Origin of the sequence: Streptomyces sp. QH1-20 (genome assembly GCF_041283565.1) — a bacterium.
GTDB lineage: Bacteria > Actinomycetota > Actinomycetes > Streptomycetales > Streptomycetaceae > Streptomyces > Streptomyces syringius.
This window is the reverse complement of record NZ_CP166299.1, coordinates 3,679,319-3,696,675: the sequence shown is the minus strand read 5'-3', so window position 1 is coordinate 3,696,675 and position 17,357 is coordinate 3,679,319. Positions and strand designations below refer to the sequence as shown.

The 17,357-nt window shown below is 71.7% G+C and carries 13 protein-coding genes; 9 read left to right on the top strand and 4 right to left on the bottom strand.

Annotated elements, in window-relative coordinates; genetic code table 11:
* The 3 genes from nuoL to nuoN are packed head-to-tail and all read left to right on the top strand — an operon-like array spanning position 1 to position 5,156.
* Positions 1-1,896, top strand: a complete 1,896-nt coding sequence (gene nuoL / locus AB8O64_RS16540) for an NADH-quinone oxidoreductase subunit L (protein WP_370419823.1) — start codon at positions 1-3, stop codon at positions 1,894-1,896.
* A 3-nt stretch (positions 1,897-1,899) separates the two neighbouring features.
* On the top strand, positions 1,900-3,507 hold the full coding sequence (locus tag AB8O64_RS16535; protein WP_370419822.1) for an NADH-quinone oxidoreductase subunit M: 1,608 nt from the start codon (positions 1,900-1,902) through the stop codon (positions 3,505-3,507).
* Entirely contained in the window at positions 3,504-5,156 is a 1,653-nt protein-coding gene (nuoN, locus tag AB8O64_RS16530; RefSeq protein ID WP_370419821.1) for an NADH-quinone oxidoreductase subunit NuoN, read from the top strand. Before AB8O64_RS16535 ends, nuoN begins: the two co-directional genes overlap by 4 nt.
* Before the next feature lie 77 nt (positions 5,157-5,233).
* Here nuoN and AB8O64_RS16525 read toward each other — a convergent pair whose 3' ends face one another.
* From AB8O64_RS16525 to fahA, 3 genes are all read right to left on the bottom strand, one after another.
* The gene (locus AB8O64_RS16525) at positions 5,234-5,740 is read right to left on the bottom strand and encodes a hypothetical protein (RefSeq protein ID WP_370419820.1); all 507 of its coding nucleotides are present in this window, start codon (positions 5,738-5,740) and stop codon (positions 5,234-5,236) included.
* Between the two features lie 68 nt (positions 5,741-5,808).
* A complete protein-coding gene (locus AB8O64_RS16520) occupies positions 5,809-6,498 on the bottom strand; it encodes a GPP34 family phosphoprotein (RefSeq protein ID WP_370419819.1) in 690 nt (229 codons plus the stop codon).
* Positions 6,495-7,679 (bottom strand): fumarylacetoacetase, encoded by a 1,185-nt coding sequence (gene fahA / locus AB8O64_RS16515; protein WP_370419818.1) that lies wholly within the window; start codon positions 7,677-7,679, stop codon positions 6,495-6,497. Before fahA ends, AB8O64_RS16520 begins: the two co-directional genes overlap by 4 nt.
* A 357-nt stretch (positions 7,680-8,036) precedes the next feature.
* Here fahA and AB8O64_RS16510 point away from each other — a divergent pair, with 357 nt between their 5' ends.
* The 6 genes from AB8O64_RS16510 (at position 8,037) to AB8O64_RS16485 (ending at position 15,823) form a co-directional block, all read left to right on the top strand.
* The gene (locus tag AB8O64_RS16510) at positions 8,037-9,293 is read left to right on the top strand and encodes an ATP-grasp domain-containing protein (protein WP_370419817.1); all 1,257 of its coding nucleotides are present in this window, start codon (positions 8,037-8,039) and stop codon (positions 9,291-9,293) included.
* Between the two features lie 18 nt (positions 9,294-9,311).
* The gene (locus AB8O64_RS16505) at positions 9,312-10,514 is read left to right on the top strand and encodes an NAD(P)-binding domain-containing protein (RefSeq protein ID WP_370419816.1); all 1,203 of its coding nucleotides are present in this window, start codon (positions 9,312-9,314) and stop codon (positions 10,512-10,514) included.
* 524 nt (positions 10,515-11,038) lie between these two features.
* The gene (locus AB8O64_RS16500; RefSeq protein WP_356448950.1) at positions 11,039-12,049 is read left to right on the top strand and encodes a polyprenyl synthetase family protein; all 1,011 of its coding nucleotides are present in this window, start codon (positions 11,039-11,041) and stop codon (positions 12,047-12,049) included.
* 292 nt (positions 12,050-12,341) lie between these two features.
* Positions 12,342-13,628, top strand: a complete 1,287-nt coding sequence (locus AB8O64_RS16495) for an outer membrane lipoprotein carrier protein LolA (protein WP_370419815.1) — start codon at positions 12,342-12,344, stop codon at positions 13,626-13,628.
* A gap of 274 nt (positions 13,629-13,902) precedes the next feature.
* Positions 13,903-14,952, top strand: a complete 1,050-nt coding sequence (locus AB8O64_RS16490; RefSeq protein ID WP_370419814.1) for an ABC transporter ATP-binding protein — start codon at positions 13,903-13,905, stop codon at positions 14,950-14,952.
* Positions 14,939-15,823: an ABC transporter permease gene (locus AB8O64_RS16485; protein WP_370419813.1), complete on the top strand. Its 885-nt coding sequence runs from the start codon at positions 14,939-14,941 to the stop codon at positions 15,821-15,823. The genes AB8O64_RS16490 and AB8O64_RS16485 overlap by 14 nt, the downstream gene beginning before the upstream one ends.
* 82 nt (positions 15,824-15,905) lie before the next feature.
* Here the strand turns inward: AB8O64_RS16485 and AB8O64_RS16480 are convergent, their stop codons facing one another.
* Positions 15,906-17,240 carry a M28 family metallopeptidase gene (locus tag AB8O64_RS16480; protein ID WP_370419812.1) on the bottom strand — a complete coding sequence of 445 codons (1,335 nt, stop codon included), beginning with the start codon at positions 17,238-17,240 and terminating at the stop codon, positions 15,906-15,908.
* Positions 17,241-17,357 lie beyond the last annotated feature (117 nt).

Here is a 17,357-nt window from a genome sequence, read left to right as displayed (position 1 = left end):
GTGGAGAACCTCATCGGATTGCTCGTCGCGGCACCGCTGCTGGGCGCGGCCCTGCTGCTGTGCGGCGGGCGGCGGCTGGACAAGAGCGGCCATTGGATCGGCACCCTGCTCGCGGCCGTGTCGTTCGTCATCGGCGTGGTGCTCTTCGCCGACATGCTGGGCCGCGACGGCGAGCGGCGCGCCCTGCACACCACGGTGTTCAGCTGGGTGCCGGTCGGCGGCTTCCGGGCGGACGTCGGCTTCCAGCTCGACCAGCTGTCGATGACCTTCGTCCTGCTGATCACGGGCGTGGGCACGCTGATCCACCTCTACTCGGTCGGCTACATGGAGCACGACGAGAAGCGGCGGCGCTTCTTCGGCTATCTGAATCTGTTCCTCGCCGCGATGCTGCTGCTCGTCGTCGCCGACAACTACCTCCTGCTGTACGTGGGCTGGGAGGGCGTCGGCCTCGCCTCGTTCCTGCTGATCGGCTTCTGGCAGCACAAGCCCAGCGCGGCCACCGCCGCGAAGAAGGCGTTCATCGTCAACCGCGTCGGAGACGTCGGCCTCTCGATCGCGATCATGCTGATGTTCACCACCTTCGGCACCTTCGCCTTCGGGCCCGTCCTGGAGAGCGCGGGCGAGGCGGGCCAGGGCAAGCTGACGGCCGTCGCGCTGATGCTGCTGCTCGCCGCCTGCGGCAAGTCCGCCCAGGTGCCGCTGCAGTCCTGGCTCGGTGACGCGATGGAGGGCCCGACCCCGGTCTCGGCCCTCATCCACGCGGCGACGATGGTGACCGCCGGGGTGTATCTGATCACCCGCTCCGGAGCGATCTTCAACGGCGCCCCCGACGCCCAGTTGGCGGTCGTCACGGTCGGCGCGGTCACGCTGCTCTTCGGTGCGATCGTCGGTTGTGCGAAGGACGACATCAAGAAGGCCCTGGCGGGCTCGACCATGTCCCAGATCGGGTACATGATCCTCGCCGCCGGGCTCGGCCCGATCGGCTATGTCTTCGCCATCATGCACCTGGTGACCCACGGCTTCTTCAAGGCCGGCCTCTTCCTCGGGGCAGGATCGGTCATGCACGGCATGAACGACGAGGTCGACATGCGGCGCTACGGCGGCCTGCGGAAGTACATGCCGGTCACGTTCGTCACCTTCGGCCTCGGCTATCTCGCGATCATCGGCTTCCCCGGTCTGTCCGGCTTCTTCTCCAAGGACAAGATCATCGAAGCCGCCTTCGCCAAGGGCGGCACGGAGGGCTGGATCCTCGGCGGGGTGGCGCTGCTCGGCGCGGCCATCACGGCGTACTACATGACCCGCGTCATGATCATGACCTTCTTCGGCGAGAAGCGCTGGCAGCCCGATGCCGAGGGCAACGCCCCGCATCCGCACGAGTCGCCGAGGACGATGACGATCCCGATGGTCGTCCTGGCCTTCGGATCGGTCTTCGCCGGCGGGCTGTTCAGCCTCAACGACGCCTTCCTGAAGTGGCTGGAGCCCGTCACCGGGCACGCGCACGGGCATTCGCCGGTCAGCGCCCTGACGGTGACGGCCGCGACCGTGGTGGTGCTCGTCGTCGGCGTCGCGCTCGCCTGGTTCCAGTACGGGCGCCGGCCCGTTCCGGTCACCGCGCCGCGCGGCAGCCTGCTGACCCGGGCCGCCCGCCGCGATCTGCTCCAGGACGACTTCAACCACGTGGTGCTGGTCCGCGGCGGCGAGCACCTCACCCGCAGCCTGGTCTACGTCGACCACAGCCTGGTCGACGGCGTCGTCAACGGCACCGCCGCCTCCGTCGGCGGGCTCTCGGGCCGGATCGCCAAGCTGCAGAACGGTTACGCGCGCAGTTACGCGGTCTCGATGTTCGGCGGTGCGGCGGTGCTCATCGTCGCCACCCTGCTGATGAGGGCGGTCTGATCCATGTCATTTCCCCTGCTGACGGCCACGGCCGTGGTCCCCGCGCTCGGCGCGGTCCTCACCGCCGCCGTCCCGGCCGCGCGGCGCTCGGCCGCCAAGTGGCTCGCGCTGGTCTTCTCGCTGGCGACCCTGGCGCTCGCCGCCGTTCAGCTCGTGCGGTTCGACCCGGGCGCCGAGGGACCGTTCCAGCTCACCGAATCCCACGCCTGGATCAAGGACTTCGGGGTCCGCTACGAGCTGGGCGTGGACGGCATCGCGGTCGTGCTGATCGCCCTGACCGCCCTGCTGATCCCCTTCGTGATCCTGGCCGGCTGGCACGACGCCGACCCCCTGGAGACGACGTCGACGCGCTGGCGGCCCACCCAGGGCTTCTTCGCGCTGATCCTCATGGTCGAGGCGATGGTGGTGATCTCCTTCGAGGCCACCGACGTCTTCCTCTTCTACATCTTCTTCGAAGCCATGCTGATCCCGATGTACTTCCTCATCGGCGGCTTCGGTGACCGGGCCGGCGGGCGCGGCGCGGAGGAGACGGCGGCCCAGCGGTCGTACGCGGCCGTGAAGTTCCTGCTCTACAACCTGGCCGGCGGGCTGATCATGCTGGCCGCCGTCATCGGGCTGTACGTGGTCACCGCCGACCAGCTCGGCGCCGGTACCTTCTCCCTCCAGGAGATCGTCCAGGCCCGGGCCGACGGCAAGCTGGACATCGCCACCGGTACCGAACGGGCGCTGTTCCTCGGCTTCTTCTTCGCCTTCGCGGTGAAGGCGCCGCTGTGGCCGCTGCACACCTGGCTGCCCAATGCCATGGGCGAGGCCACCGCCCCCGTCGCCGTGCTGATCACCGCCGTGGTGGACAAGGTCGGCACCTTCGCGATGCTGCGCTTCTGCCTCCAGCTCTTCCCGGAGGCGTCCAAGTGGGCGACGCCCGTGATCCTGGTGCTCGCGCTCGTCAGCATCCTCTACGGCGCGCTCCTCGCGGTCGGCCAGCGGGACATCAAGCGGCTGGTCGCCTACGCCTCGATCTCGCACTTCGGCTTCATCATCCTCGGCATCTTCGCGATGACCACCCAGGGCCAGGGCGGCGCGACGCTCTACATGGTCAACCACGGCATCTCCACCGCCGCGCTGATGCTCGTCGCGGGCTTCCTGATCTCGCGGCGCGGCTCCCGGCTCATCGCCGACTACGGCGGCGTCCAGAAGGTCGCCCCCGTGCTCGCGGGGACCTTCCTCGTCGGCGGGCTGGCCACCTTGTCGCTGCCGGGGCTCGCGCCCTTCGTCTCCGAATTCCTGGTCCTGACCGGCACGTTCAGCCGCTATCCGGTCATCGGGGCCATCGCGACCTTCGGCATCGTGCTCGCCGCGCTGTACGTCCTCGTGCTGTACCAGCGCACCATGACCGGCCCGGTGAAGGACTCCGTCCGGGGCATGCCGGACCTGCGGGTGCGTGAGCTGGTCGTCGTCGCCCCCCTGATCGCCCTGCTGATCTTCCTCGGCGTCTACCCGAAGCCGGTGACCGAGATCGTCGACCCGGCCGTCGAGCACACGATGACCCAGGTGGACAAGGTCGACCCCAAGCCCGATCTGCCCGTGACCGATGTGGAGGCCGCGAAGTGAGCCACGCAGCACCCGTCCACAGCCTGTGGACACTGGCGGCCGACCCCCCGAGGGAGATCCCCGCGCCGCACATCGAGTACGCCCAGCTGGCGCCGACGCTGATCGTGCTCGGCGTCGCCGTCCTGGGCATTCTCGTCGAGGCGTTCCTGCCGCGCCGCGCCCGGTACCACGCACAGCTCCTGCTGTCCGTCGTCGGCCTCGCCGCCGCCTTCGCCGCCGTCGTCGCCCTGGCGGCGGGCGGCCACGCGGGCGAGAAGGCACGCATCGCCGCCATGGGGGCCGTCGCCGTCGACGGCCCGGCGCTGTTCCTCCAGGGCACCATTCTCCTCGTCTCACTGATCGCCGTCTTCACCTTCGCCGAGCGCCGGCTCGACCCCGCGGCGCACGGCAACCGGGTCGACTCCTTCGCCGCGCAGGGCTCCGCGGTCCCGGGCGGTGAGGCCGAACAGGCCGCGGTGAAGGCCGGGTTCACCACCACCGAGGTCTTCCCGCTCGCGCTCTTCGCGGTCGGGGGCATGCTGGTCTTCCCCGCGGCGAACGACCTGTTGACGCTCTTCGTCGCGCTGGAGGTCTTCTCCCTCCCGCTGTACGTGCTGTGCGCGCTGGCCCGCCGCCAGCGGCTGCTCTCGCAGGAGTCGGCGGTCAAGTACTTCCTCCTCGGCGCCTTCTCCTCCGCCTTCCTGCTCTTCGGCGTGGCCCTCCTCTACGGCTACGCGGGCACCGTCACCTACTCCGGCATCGCCGAGGTGGTGAGCGGCACCACCCGCACGGTCGATCCCGCCCTGGCCTCGACCATGGGCAATGACGCGCTGCTGCTGATCGGCGGGGCGCTGGTGCTGATGGGCCTGCTGTTCAAGGTCGGCGCGGTGCCGTTCCACATGTGGACCCCCGACGTCTACCAAGGCGCCCCGACGCCCGTCACCGGCTTCATGGCGGCCGCGACGAAGGTCGCCGGCTTCGGTGCCCTGCTGCGGTTGCTGTACGTGGTCCTGCCGGGGATGCGCTGGGACTGGCGGCCGGTCATGTGGGGCGTCGCGATCGTCACGATGCTGCTCGGCGCGATCGTGGCCGTGACGCAGACGGACGTGAAGCGGCTGCTGGCCTACTCCTCCATCGCCCACGCGGGGTTCATCCTCGCCGGTGTCATCGCGGCCAGCCCGGACGGCGTCTCGTCCGTGCTGTTCTACCTCGCCGCGTACTCCTTCGTGACGCTCGGCGCCTTCTCGGTCGTGACGCTGGTGCGCGACGCGGGCGGCGAGGCCACACACCTGTCGAAGTGGGCCGGTCTCGGGCGGCGTTCGCCCCTGGTCGCGGCCGTCTTCGCGGTCTTCCTGCTGGCCTTCGCGGGCATTCCGCTCACGAGCGGCTTCGCCGGGAAGTTCGCCGTCTTCAAGGCGGCGGCGCAGGGCGGTGCGGGGACGCTGGTCATCGTGGGTGTGCTGTCCTCGGCGATCGCCGCGTTCTTCTACGTCCGGGTGATCGTGCTGATGTTCTTCAGCGAGCCGAAGGCCGACGGCCCGACGGTGGCCGTGCCCAGCGCGCTCACCTCCACGGCCATCGCCGTCGGCGTCGCCGTCACCGTGGTCCTCGGGGCGGCCCCGCAGTACTTCCTGGATCTGGCGGGCCAGGCGGGGACGTTCGTGCGCTAGGGCCCGGTACGGACGTCACGCCGCTGCCCGGCACCCACGGGGGTGCCGGGCAGCGGCGTGTCCGGGTGCCGGAGCCGTCAGCCCGCCGGGATCGACGGGGTGTCGATCTTCGGCATCTCGATCTTCGGCATCTCGACCTTGATGGGGTCCTTGGTGAAGTCCTCGGTCGGGCCGTTGTCCCAGCTGACCGTGAGCTTCTTGCCGTCGGCCGACAGGGTGGCGGTGCCCTTGGCGCGGGTGTTGTCGCTCGTGTTGCACTTCAGGTCGAGCTTCACCGTGGTGCCGGACTTCGTCGCCGGGCCGTTGCACACCGCACCGGCGGAGGCGGAGATGGCCGTGGTGTTCATGAGGGTCACCCGGACGATGTCGTTGCCCTTCTGGCGGTTCCACATGCCGTCCAGCTTGGCGGGGTCCCCGGCGCCGGGCTTGGCGGATTCCCCGCCCGCGCCCGGCTTGTCGGACGCCGGGGCCGTGGCCCCGGTCTCCTTGTCCTTCTTCTTGCCGTCGTCGCTTCCGCTGCCACAACCGGTCATCAGCACAGCGGCGATGAGCGCCGCCCCCGTGAACTGCGCTGCCTTGCGCACGTACTACTCCTCAGCCGTCGAACAGGACATGCCAAGTTAGCAGCCCGGTTCCGGTGGGCCCGGGGCGTTCAGTCGCCCCCGCCGCCGCCCCCGCCATCGCCTCCGCCGTCACCGCCGAAGCCACCGGAACCGCTGGACTTGTCGGCCTGGATGTTGCGCCGCACCGCCTTGGCGGTCCATGAATGGTCCAGGACGTCCCGCATGGCCGAGCGTTGGTGCCGCGCGCCCCAGCCGGGGTAGAGCACGCCGCCGACGCCTATCGCGAACACCAGGGCGGCGAGCGCCCGGGAGCGCGGGTCGGGCCAGCCCGCCGCCCGCGCCGCCTCGAACCGCCGCCGGGTCTCGCTGGTCAGGTCGACCGGCCCGACGGGATACCTCGTGTACGGGAAGAGGCCGAGGGCCCGCCGCCGCTCCGCGCGCACGGCCCGCCGCTCCACCAGCCCGGTGAGATAGGGCTCCTCCATGTGCCGGGCGGCGGTCCGCACCCAGCGGTGTGTCTTCGGCGCCTTGGCGCCGGGCTCGCCGAGGCTCCGCAGGGCCCCGGCCAGCCGCCGGTCGGCCGGCGGCGCGCCGGGGAGCACCACCGGGCGCACGCGGTCCTCGCCGATGTGCCCGCCGAGCTGCAGTTCGGCCAGTACGGCCCCGGCCATGCCGTATCCCAGATACCGGGCGCTGCACAGCCTGTTGCCCTTCTCCGGGTGGAGGGCGAGCAGCAGCAGCTCTTCCGGCAGCGTGAGGCCCGGCGCGCCGTGGTTCATGGCGCGCTGGTGCCGTGCGCGGGGACGATACGGCCGGTGACCTCGCCGAGCCCGATCCGGGCGCCGTCCGGACCCGGTGCCCAGGCCGTCAGGGTGACCTCGTCGCCGTCCGCCAGATACGGGCCCTTGCCCTCGGTGAGTTCGAGGAGGCAGCCGCGCTGGTCGGGCTCGGGGCCGCTGACCGTGCCGGAGGCGTAGAAGTCGCCGGTGCGCAACGAGGCGCCGTTGACGGTCATATGGGCCAGCTGCTGTGCCGCCGTCCAGTACATGGCGGCGAACGGCGGCCGGGCGACCGTCTCGCCGTTGATGCGCACCTCGATGCGCAGGTCGATGCCGCCCGGCTCGCTGTCGGCGTCGTCGAGGTAGGGCAGCAGCGGGTGGGTGCGCTCCGGCGGCGCGGTGCGGGCCTCGTCGAAGGCGTCGAGCGGGGTGATCCACGCGGAGACGGAGGTCGCGAAGGACTTGCCGAGGAACGGGCCGAGCGGCACGTACTCCCAGGCCTGGATGTCGCGCGCCGACCAGTCGTTGACGAGGCAGACGCCGAAGACGTGCTCGCGGAAGCCGTCGAGGCCGACCGGGGTGTTCGCCGGGGCCGGGGTGCCGACGACGAAGCCCACCTCGGCCTCGATGTCGAGCCGCACGGACGGTCCGAAGACGGGGGTGGCGTCGGCGGGGGTCTTGCGCTGGCCCTGGGGGCGTACGACGTCGGTGCCGGAGACCACGATCGTCCCGGCGCGGCCGTGGTAGCCGATGGGCAGGTGCTTCCAGTTGGGCGTGAGCGGCTCGCCGTCGGGCCGGAAGATCTTGCCGACGTTGGTGGCGTGGTGCTCGCTCGCATAGAAGTCGACGTAGTCGGCGACCTCGAAGGGCAGCCGCAGCGTCACCTCGGCGAGCGGGTGGAAGTGCTCCCCGGTGAGCCAGGTGCGGACCTCGGCGCGCACGGCCTGCCACACGGGGCGTCCGGCGGCGAGCAGGGGGTTGAGCGTCGGCTGGTCCAGCAGCGCGGCGTGCGCGGAGCCGTGGGCGGCCGCGGCGGCCGCCGCGTCGAGCACGAAGTCGCCGTAACGGACACCGACCCGGGGGTGGTCCGGGGCGTCGGGCGTCGTGAACACGCCGTAGGGGAGGGTGGCCGCGCCGAAGGGGTCGCCTTCGGACAGTTCGCGGGGGCGGTGCTCGGGCATGGGACGCTGCCTCGCTTTCTCCGGGACGCTCCTGGAGGCCGGTGGGAACTGGGCACCACATTACGTGCTGGTCGCCTTTTGCGGCTGGGGGCCGTCCTGGCCGTCCGCGGCGGCGCCCTGCGGGCGCGTCCTCAATCGCCGGACGGGCTCGATGTGGCTGAGCCCAGCCGGACCAGCCCACCACCCACACGGGTCGAACGGTTGCGCAAGCGCTGGTCGCGCGCCGTCCGAACGCTCGCCAAAGAGCTGGCAATGTCCCGGATTTCCTTGCTGGAGGCGGCAGTTCCGAAGTAGCGTCCTGTGTCGAGTCACACACAGTGGGGGGCCGCTGCGGGTGAGTGGCCGAGGGGGGTGCTGGTGGCGAGCAGAAGCACGCCCATCGCGGCGGACCGGTCGGTGCCCGGGCTGATTGTGAAGATCGGCGGCTATCCCCTGCACCACGGCGGTGTCGGCGCGATCCGCAGTCTCGGCCGGCTCGGGATCCCGATGTACGCCATCACCGAGGACCGCTGGACCCCCGCCGCGCTCTCCCGCTATCTGGACCGTGCCTTCGTCTGGCCCACCACCGGCACCGAGCGCTCCGAGGAGCTGGTCGACGGGCTGCTGACGATCGGGCGGTCCATCGGGCGCCCCACGGTCCTGGTGCCGACCGACGAAGAGGCGGCGGTGCTCATCGCCGAGCACGCCGAGGCGCTGTCCGGGCCGTTCCTCTTCCCGCCGGTGGACCGGGGCTTACCCCGCAGACTCGCCAGCAAGCAGGGGCTGTACGAGCTGTGCGTGGAGCACGGGGTGCCCGCTCCGGCGTCCCTCTTCCCCGCCTCCTACGAGGAGATCGAGAAGTATGCGACGACCGCCCGTTTCCCCCTGGTGGCCAAGAACCGGGAGGCGTTCGAGCGCCGTCGGCAGCCCGCCGTGCACGGTACGACGCGGATAGGCGGCCCCCGTGAGCTGCTGGAGCTGGCGCGCGGCTGGGGGCAGGTGCCGGGGGTGATCCTCCAGGAGTACCTGCCGCGCGAGGACGCCGAGGACTGGATCGTCCACGCGTACTTCGACGCGGAGAGCGCGCCGCTGGCGATGTTCACCGGGGTCAAGGTGCGCTCCTGGCCGCCGCACGCGGGCATGACGGCCAACGCGTACGTCGTCGACAACCCCGAACTCGCCTCGATGGCCGCCCAGTTCATCAAGCAGATCGGCTTCAGCGGCATCATCGACCTGGACTGGCGCTACGACCGCCGCGACGGCCGCTACAAACTCCTGGACTTCAACCCCCGCATGGGCGCGCAGTTCCGGCTCTTCGAGAGCGCGGCGGGCATCGACGTCGTCCGCGCCCAGCACCTGGACCTCACCGGCCGTGAGGTCCCCGAGGGGGAGCAGCGCGCGGGCCGCCGCTTCGTCGTGGAGAACATCGACCTGCCCGCGCTCGCCGCCTACCGCCGCAGCGGCTACACCACCCCCCACGCACCCGCCCGGGCCAGCGGCACCGAGCTGGCCTGGGCCGCGGCGGACGACATGAAGCCGTTCTTCACCATGCTCGTCCGGTTCATACGACCGGGCGCGCGGCACCTGTGGCAGCTGTGGCGATCCCGTCGCCGTGCCGCTGCCGTCGTCGAGTAACGCCCTGGGAGGGGACTCGTGACACATCCGGTAGCAGTCATCGGGGCCGGTCCATATGGTCTCTCGACCGCCGCCCACCTGCGGGCACGCGGTATTCCCGTGCGCGTCCTGGGCTCGCCGATGGTGAGCTGGCGCGCGCACATGCCCGCCGGGATGCTGCTGAAATCCACGCCCGACGCCTCCAACATCGACGCCCCGCAGCCCGGGCACACCCTCCTCGACTTCTGCCGCGCGACGGGGGAGCGGCGCTACGAATCGGACTGGGACCCCATCCCGGTCGAGACCTTCGCCCGCTACGGGCTGTGGTTCCAGGAGCGGCTGGTGCCGGGGCTGGAGCAGGTGCGGGTGGTCTCGGTCGACCGGCGCGGCGCCCGGCCGGGCTTCGAGCTGAAGCTCGACTCCGGGGAGCAGTTCACCGCCCGCGCCGTCGTCGTCGCCACCGGGCTGAGCGGCTTCGCCCACCTGCCGCCCCAGCTGGCCACCGCCGTCCCCGACGGCCCCTCCCCGAGCGGCCCGGTGTCGCACAGCTCGCAGCACCGTGACTTCGCCCGCTACAGCGGCCAGGACGTCGTCGTCGTCGGCGCCGGGCAGTCGGCGCTGGAGAGCGCGGTGCTGCTCGCCGACGCCGGGGCCGCCTCCGTGCGCGTCCTCGCCCGCACCCGGGGCGCGGTGCGCTTCGGGGCCGCACCGGACGGACAGCCTCCGCTGCGTCCCTCGTCCCCCTTCGGGCGGGCCTGGTCGCTGTACGCGTTCTCCTACTACGCGGACGCTTTCCGCCATCTTCCGGCCCCGGCCCGCCGGTTCCTGGTGGGGCGGGTGCTGGGGCCGCTCGGTGCCTGGTGGCTGCGCGAGCGCTTCGTCGGCCGGGTGCAGGTCACCGAGGGCAAGCGGATCGCGCGGGCCCGGGTGGAGGCGGGGCGCCCGGTGCTGACCCTCGTCGGCGACGGCGGCGCGGCCGGTGAGCTGGCCGCCGATCACGTCGTGGCCGCGACGGGCTACCGGGTGGACCTCGCCGCCCTGGACTTCCTGGGCCACGGCCTGCGCGCGAAGCTCGCGGTCGGCGCGGGCGGCCCGCGGCTGGGCCCCGGCTACCACTCGTCCGTGCCCGGTCTGTTCTTCACCGGACTGCCGTCCGCCGCCAGCTACGGCCCGGTGATGCGCTTCGTCTGCGGCACCGAGTACGCCTCCCCCCGGCTGGCCAGGGCGGTGGCGGCGCTCTAGGCCTGCCGGCCGGTCTTCGCGGGTGCCTTCGCCCTGCGGGCCGGGGCATGTGCACCTCCGCTGCGCGGCGGTGTCCTCAATCGCCGGACGGGCTGCTGTGCTGTGTCCTCAAGCGCCGGACGGGCTGCTGTGCTGTGTCCTCAATCGCCGGACGGGCTGATCTTCAAGCCCGTCCGGCGCTTGAGGACGCGCCCGCAGGGCGCTCGCCGCCGCAGGCGGCAGGACAAACCGGGCGCGGGGCCCGGACACAAAGAAATCCGTACTGGCCGGTCTGCCACGGGTGGCGGAGCCGGCCAGTACGTCTGTGCGGTGACAACCGGGTGATCAAGGACACGGCGGGGCAGACGTCGAGCAGTGTGACGGCGGAGTCCGACGCGTGTTCCAAGGCGGCCGGGGAGCCCCGGGAGAGTGCCAGCCGGGCAGGCGCCCACGGTGATCCACAGTCGACCGGATACGCTGACTTTTGGTGGAGACAGCGACACATCGACAATCCCCGTGTTCGCAGGCAGACAGGAGTACCCCTCGTGACCGTCGTCGGGCCTTTCGGGCTGAGCGTGCGGGACCAGGCTCTTGAAGCCGATGTCCAGGCCGGGTTGGCCGCCGTCGAGGAGGGCCTCCTGGAGGCCACCAAGAGCGGTGTGCCCTTCATCACCGAGGCCGCCCAGCACCTCGTCCGGGCCGGAGGCAAGCGGTTCCGGCCGTTGCTGGTGATGCTCGCCGCCCAGTTCGGCGACCCCTACGCCCCGGGCATCGTGCCGTCGGCCGTCGTCGTCGAGCTGACGCACCTGGCCACGCTCTACCACGACGACGTCATGGACGAGGCCGATGTGCGCCGCGGCGTGGACAGCGCCAACGCCCGCTGGGGCAACTCCGTGGCCGTCCTGACCGGCGACTTCCTCTTCTCCCGGGCCTCGCACATACTGGCCGACCTCGGCCCCGAGGCCGTGCGGATCCAGGCCGAGGCGTTCGAGCGTCTGGTCACCGGCCAGATCCTGGAGACCGCGGGCCCGCGCGACGGCCGCGACCCCATCGAGCACTACCTCGACGTCATCGCCGGCAAGACCGGCTCGCTGATCGCCGTCGCCGGACGGTACGGCGCGATGATGTCCGGTGCCGACGAGCGCACCGTCGAGATCCTCACCCACTACGGCGAGCGGCTCGGCACGGCCTTCCAGCTCGCCGACGACGTCCTCGACATCGCCAGCGACTCCCACGAGTCGGGCAAGACCCCCGGCACCGACCTGCGCGAGGGCATCCCCACCCTGCCCGTGCTCCACCTGCGCGCGCAGGCCGCGGCCAGCGGTTCGGCCGACGACCGCCGGCTGTGCGAACTCCTCGACGGCGACCTCACCGACGACGCCCGGCACGCCGAGGTGCTGCGCCTGCTGCGCGCCCACCCGGCCCTGGAGCAGGCGCGCCGCGACACCGTCCGCTACGCGCAGGAGGCCCGCGCGATCCTCGCGCCGCTGCCCGCGTGCGACGCGAAGTCCGCGCTCGAGGACCTCTGCGACGCGGTCGTGCACCGGGCGGGCTGAGCCCGCCGCGCCGGGGCCCACGCGCCCCGGCCCATCCCCCGAGGGACCGCTCGGTCTCGGCCGATTCCCCTGTGGTGGTACGGCCCTTAAGGGGTGTCATCCCCGAGAACTACGGGAAAGTGATCCCGTCGGCTGACGACGTCGCGTGGCCGGTTTGGTGGAATTGACAGTGTCGTTCCCCGGGGGAAACCCCGGACTCCCGCGCCACCACCGAGCGGTCGGGCCACAATGAGCCTAGGGGTGGGCGAGTGCACGACGCGTATGACCGCCGCCGACGACGGAGGTAGAGCAGATGGCACGGATCCAACCGACCCAGGGCGCCGACGAGGCCGGGACGCCCGGCACGGGCCGCCGCAAGGCCGCCCGTTACGTGGTGCCGGTCGCGGTGGCCGGGGTCGCGGCGGCGACGATCGGGTTCGTCGTACCGGCGCTGGCGAGCACCGGAGACCCGGACCTGCCGAAGATCAGTGCGCAGGACCTGATAGCCAAGATGGCGAAGTCGGATGTGCAGCAGGCCTCCGGCACCGTCAAGATCTCCACCGACCTCGGGCTGCCGTCGCTGCCCTCGGGCTTCTCGCTCGGTGACGCCGGCAAGGGCTCGGGCGGCGGGAAGGGCGGGGACGCCGCCGACCCGCAGGCCAAGCTGACCGAGCTGCTGTCCGGCTCGCACACCCTGCGGATAGCCGTCGACGGCCCCGACAAGCAGCGGCTCTCCATAGTCGAGCGCGCCGCCGAGTACTCCGTGATCCGCAACGGCGACGACGTCTGGGCGTACGACAGCGCGAGCAATGCCGCCCACCACGCCAAGGCTCCGAAGCAGCAGGGCGGCGACGGACACGAGGTGCCGAAGGACCTGGCCGGTGTCTCGCCGCAGGAGCTGGCCAAGCGGGCCCTGGCCGCCGTGGACGACACCACCTCGGTGACTGTCGACGGCACCGCCAAGGTGGCCGGCCGGGACGCGTACCAGCTGGTGATCAAGCCGAAGGGCGGCGACTCCACCGTCGGTGCCGTCCGGATCGCGGTCGACGCGAAGAACGGCGTGCCGCTGAAGTTCACCCTGGCCCCCAAGAGCGGCAAGGCCATCGTCGACGCGGGCTTCACCAAGGTCGACTTCTCCAAGCCGGCCGCGAAGAACTTCACCTTCACCCCGTCGAAGGGCACCAAGGTCACCGAGGACTCGGGGAAGCCGGGCAAGGGTGACGACGCCGAGAAGCTCAAGGGCAAGCTGCCCGGTGCCGGGGAACTGCCGGGCCTGACCGGCCTGCCCGGGCTGGACGGCGCCTCCGACGCGTCCGGCATGAAGGTCATCGGCAAGGGCTGGTCCTCGATCGCCGAGATCAAGGGCCCCAAGGACGCGGTCGGCAAGCTGAGCGAGGACGCCAAGGGCAAGGGCAAGGGCAAGGGCGGCGACGCCGCGGCCCTGCTGGACAGCTTCGGCAAGAAGGTCTCGGGCGACTTCGGCTCCGGCCGGGTGTTCAGCACCCGCATCGTCAACGTCCTCATGACGGACGACGGCAGGGTCTACGCGGGCGCGGTCACCAAGGACGCGCTGGTCAAGGCCGCCAACAGCGCGAAGTAGGCAGGCTGCCCCTGCTGCTCGGCCCGCTCGGCCCCGCTGCCCGGCGGCACCACGGTGCCGTCGGGCAGCGGGTTTGGCGCAGGGCGCGGGACGGGGGCAGGGGACGACGAAAGGGGAACCGGTGGAGGAGGAGCGGATCGCCTCCGGCGGGGGTCGGATGACCACGCCGCCCGTCGGGCCGGCCAAGGCCCCCGGCCCCCCGGGCGCGCCCGCAGCATCTGCGGCTCGCGCCGCGCCCCTCCCCTCAGACGCTCCCGCGCCCGCCGGGGCCGCCGTGCACCCCGAGCCGGAACCGTCCGGCGAACCCGCCGACCCGGACCCCGCCGACAACGCCGCGTCCGTCGCGTCCGCCGCCACGGGCCCCGCCGTCGCCGTGATCGAGACGCGGGGGCTCACCAAGCGGTATCGCGGTGGTCAGCTCGCCGTCGACGGCTTGGACCTCACCGTCCCGCGCGGCAGTGTCTTCGGTTTCCTCGGGCCCAACGGGTCCGGCAAGACCACCACCATCCGCATGCTCATGGGCCTGATCGAGCCGAGCTCCGGCACCGCCCACGTCCTCGGCGAGCCCATGCCGCGCGCCGCGCGGCGGGTGCTGCCCCGGGTGGGGGCGCTCATCGAGGGCCCCGCCCTCTACGGCTTCCTCACCGGCCGCGACAACCTCGTGCGCTACGACGCCGCCGATCCCACCGCCGACCCCCGCACCCGCGCGGCCCGGGTCGCCGCCGCGCTGGACCGGGTGGGTCTCGCCGCCGCCGCGGGCAAGAAGGCCCGCGCGTACTCCCTCGGCATGAAGCAGCGCCTCGGCCTCGCCGCGGCTCTCCTCCAGCCCCGCGAGCTGCTCGTGCTGGACGAGCCGACCAACGGCCTCGACCCGCAGGGCATGCGCGAGATCCGTACCCTCGTGCGCGAGCTCGCCGCCGACGGCACCACCGTCTTCCTCTCCTCCCACCTCCTCGACGAGATCGAGCAGGTCTGCACGCACGCCGCGGTCATGGCCCAGGGGCGGCTGCTCACCCAGGGCACGGTCGGCGAGCTGGCCTCCTCCACCCGCGGCCGGCTGGCCGTCACCACCCCCGACCCCGCGGACGCCGCCCGCGTCCTCAAGGAGCACGGCGTGACCGATCTCGTCGTCCTGGAAACGGGCGTCACCGGAGAGCTGCCCCCACCCCCACTCTCCGGCCCCTCCGAACCCCTCGACCTCGCCGACCTCAACGCAGCCCTGGTCCGGGCGGACGTGCGGGTGCGGTCCTTCGGCGTCGAACGGGCCTCGCTGGAGGACGCCTTCGTCGCGCTCACCGGGGAGGGCTTCGATGTCGCGGGCTGACGTGGCGGAGGGCCGGGGCACAGGGACGGCCCCGAGCCCCCTGTGGCAGCTGTCCCTCTTCCGCAGCGAGATCACCACCGTGCTGCGCCGGTGGCGGACGCTCGCGCTGCTCGGTGTCCTCGCGGCGGTCCCCGTGCTGGTCGGCATCGCCGTGAAGATGGAGACGGGCGACGGCGGCTCGTCCGGCGGCGACGGTCACGGCCCGGCGTTCATCAGCCAGATCAGCAACAACGGCCTGTTCCTGGTCTTCGCGTCCCTCGCCGCGACGCTGCCGTTCTTCCTGCCGATGGCCGTCGGTGTGGTCGCGGGCGACGCCGTGGCGGGCGAGGCCGGCTCCGGCACGCTGCGCTATCTCCTCGTCGCGCCCGCCGGGCGGACCCGGCTGCTGCTCGCCAAATACACCTCGACGCTGGTCTTCTGCCTCACCGCCACCCTGGTCGTGGCCGTCTCGGCGCTGACGGTGGGGATGCTGCTCTTCCCCGTCGGGGACGTCACGCTGATCAGCGGCACGCAGATCTCCTTCGGCGAGGGGCTGCTGCGCGCGGTGGCGATCGCGGGCGTGGTCGCCGCGTCCCTGGTCGGGGTGGCGGCGGTGGGGCTGTTCGTCTCGACGCTCACCAACAGCGGTATCGCGGCGATGGCCACCACCGTGGGGTTGTTGATCACGGCGCAGATCCTGGACCAGTTCCCGCAGCTGCACGCCGTCCAGCCGTATCTCTTCCCGCACTACTGGCTGAGCTTCGCCGACCTGCTGCGCGAGCCGGTCTACTGGGAGCAGCTGCAGCGCAATCTCGGCCTCCAGGCGCTCTACGCGGCGGTCTTCGGCTCGGCCGCGTGGGCCCGGTTCACCACGAAGGACATCACCGTCTGAGGAGTACGCACGGTGTGGCCGGCCCCCGTCCCGCACGGCGGGGGCCGGCCACGTCACCATGGCCTCACCGGGGTGGCAGCGCTCAGAACGTGATCTTCCAGCTGTCGATGTAGCCGGTGTCCTGCGCGGCCGTGTCCTGGACGCGGAGCTTCCAGGTGCCGTTCGCCGTCTCGGCCGAGGCGTCGACGGCGAAGGTCGCGACGATGTTGTCGGCCGAGTCGTTGCCGCTGGCGCTCTTCAGCCGGTACGCCCGCCCGCTCGGTCCGACCAGGTCGACGGAGACGTCACCGCGCCAGGTGTGCTTGATGTCGACCCCGACCTGGAGGGACGAGGGCGCGTTCCCCGTGATCCCGGTGACGGCGATCGGGGAGTCGACCGGCGATCCCGCGTCGGGGATCGTCACGTCGGTGGTGCTCTCGAAGGTGCGCCCGGGCGGGTTGGTGGCGCCCGCGCTCAGCGTCCAGACGGCGGTGGCGATGGCGTCGCTGTTGTTGTCCAGCGCCGTCTCGTTGATGTTCGCCGTGGTGTCGCAGGCCGAGTGGTAGCAGCGGTCGAAGGCCTGGCCCGCCGTGCCGCCCCACTTGGCGGCCTGGGCCGCGGTCTTGCGGCTGCTGGCACCGGTGAACAGACCGCCGACCCGCACGCCCGCGCTCTTGAAGGAGGCGTGGTCGCTACGGCCGTCGCCCTCGGTCTCGATCTCGGTCGAGATGTTCTTCGCCGCGAAGAAGTCCTTGAAGACCTTCTCCAGCTGGGTGTCGTCGTCGTAGACGAAGTAGCCCGGGTTCGGCGAGCCGATCATGTCGAAGTTCAGATAGGCGTCGATCTTCGCGCGCTCGGTGCCGGGGAGGTTGTTGACGTAGTGCCTCGACCCGACCAGACCCAGCTCCTCGGCCCCCCACCAGGCGAACCGCAGGTGCTTGTCGGGCTTGTAGCCCTCGCGGGCGACGGTGAGCGCGGTCTCCAGCACGGCGGCCGAGCCGGAGCCGTTGTCGTTGATGCCGGGGCCGGAGCCCACCGAGTCGAGGTGCGAGCCGGCGAAGATCACGTGGTTGGCGTCGCCTCCGGGCCAGTCGGCCACGAGGTTGTAGCCGGTCGCGCCGCCGGAGGTGAACTGCTGGATGCTGGTCGTGTAGCCGACGGCGTCCAGCTTGGCCTTCACATAGTCGATCGAGGCCTTGTAACCGGCGCGGCCGTGCGCGCGGTTGCCGCCGTTGGCGGTGGCTATCGACTGCAGCTGGTTCAGATGACCCTTGACGTTGGCGACGGATATATCGGGCGCGCCGGCGGCGACGGTGGGAGTCGCGTTCGCCGCGCCCGAGAAGGCGCCGAGCAGGGTGGCCGTGAGGGCCGCGCCGGTGGCCAGCAGCGCGGTGGCACGGGATCTTCGGGGCAGGGTGGGTCCGTTGAGTCCAAGCATGGGGGGCTCCCAACTCCATTTGACGTGGCCATGATGTTGAGGGCGCCCTGATGGTGCGTCAAGGGCGGATTTCGGACACCGAGCACCGCTTTCCGGATATCGGGCAGCGGAAAACCA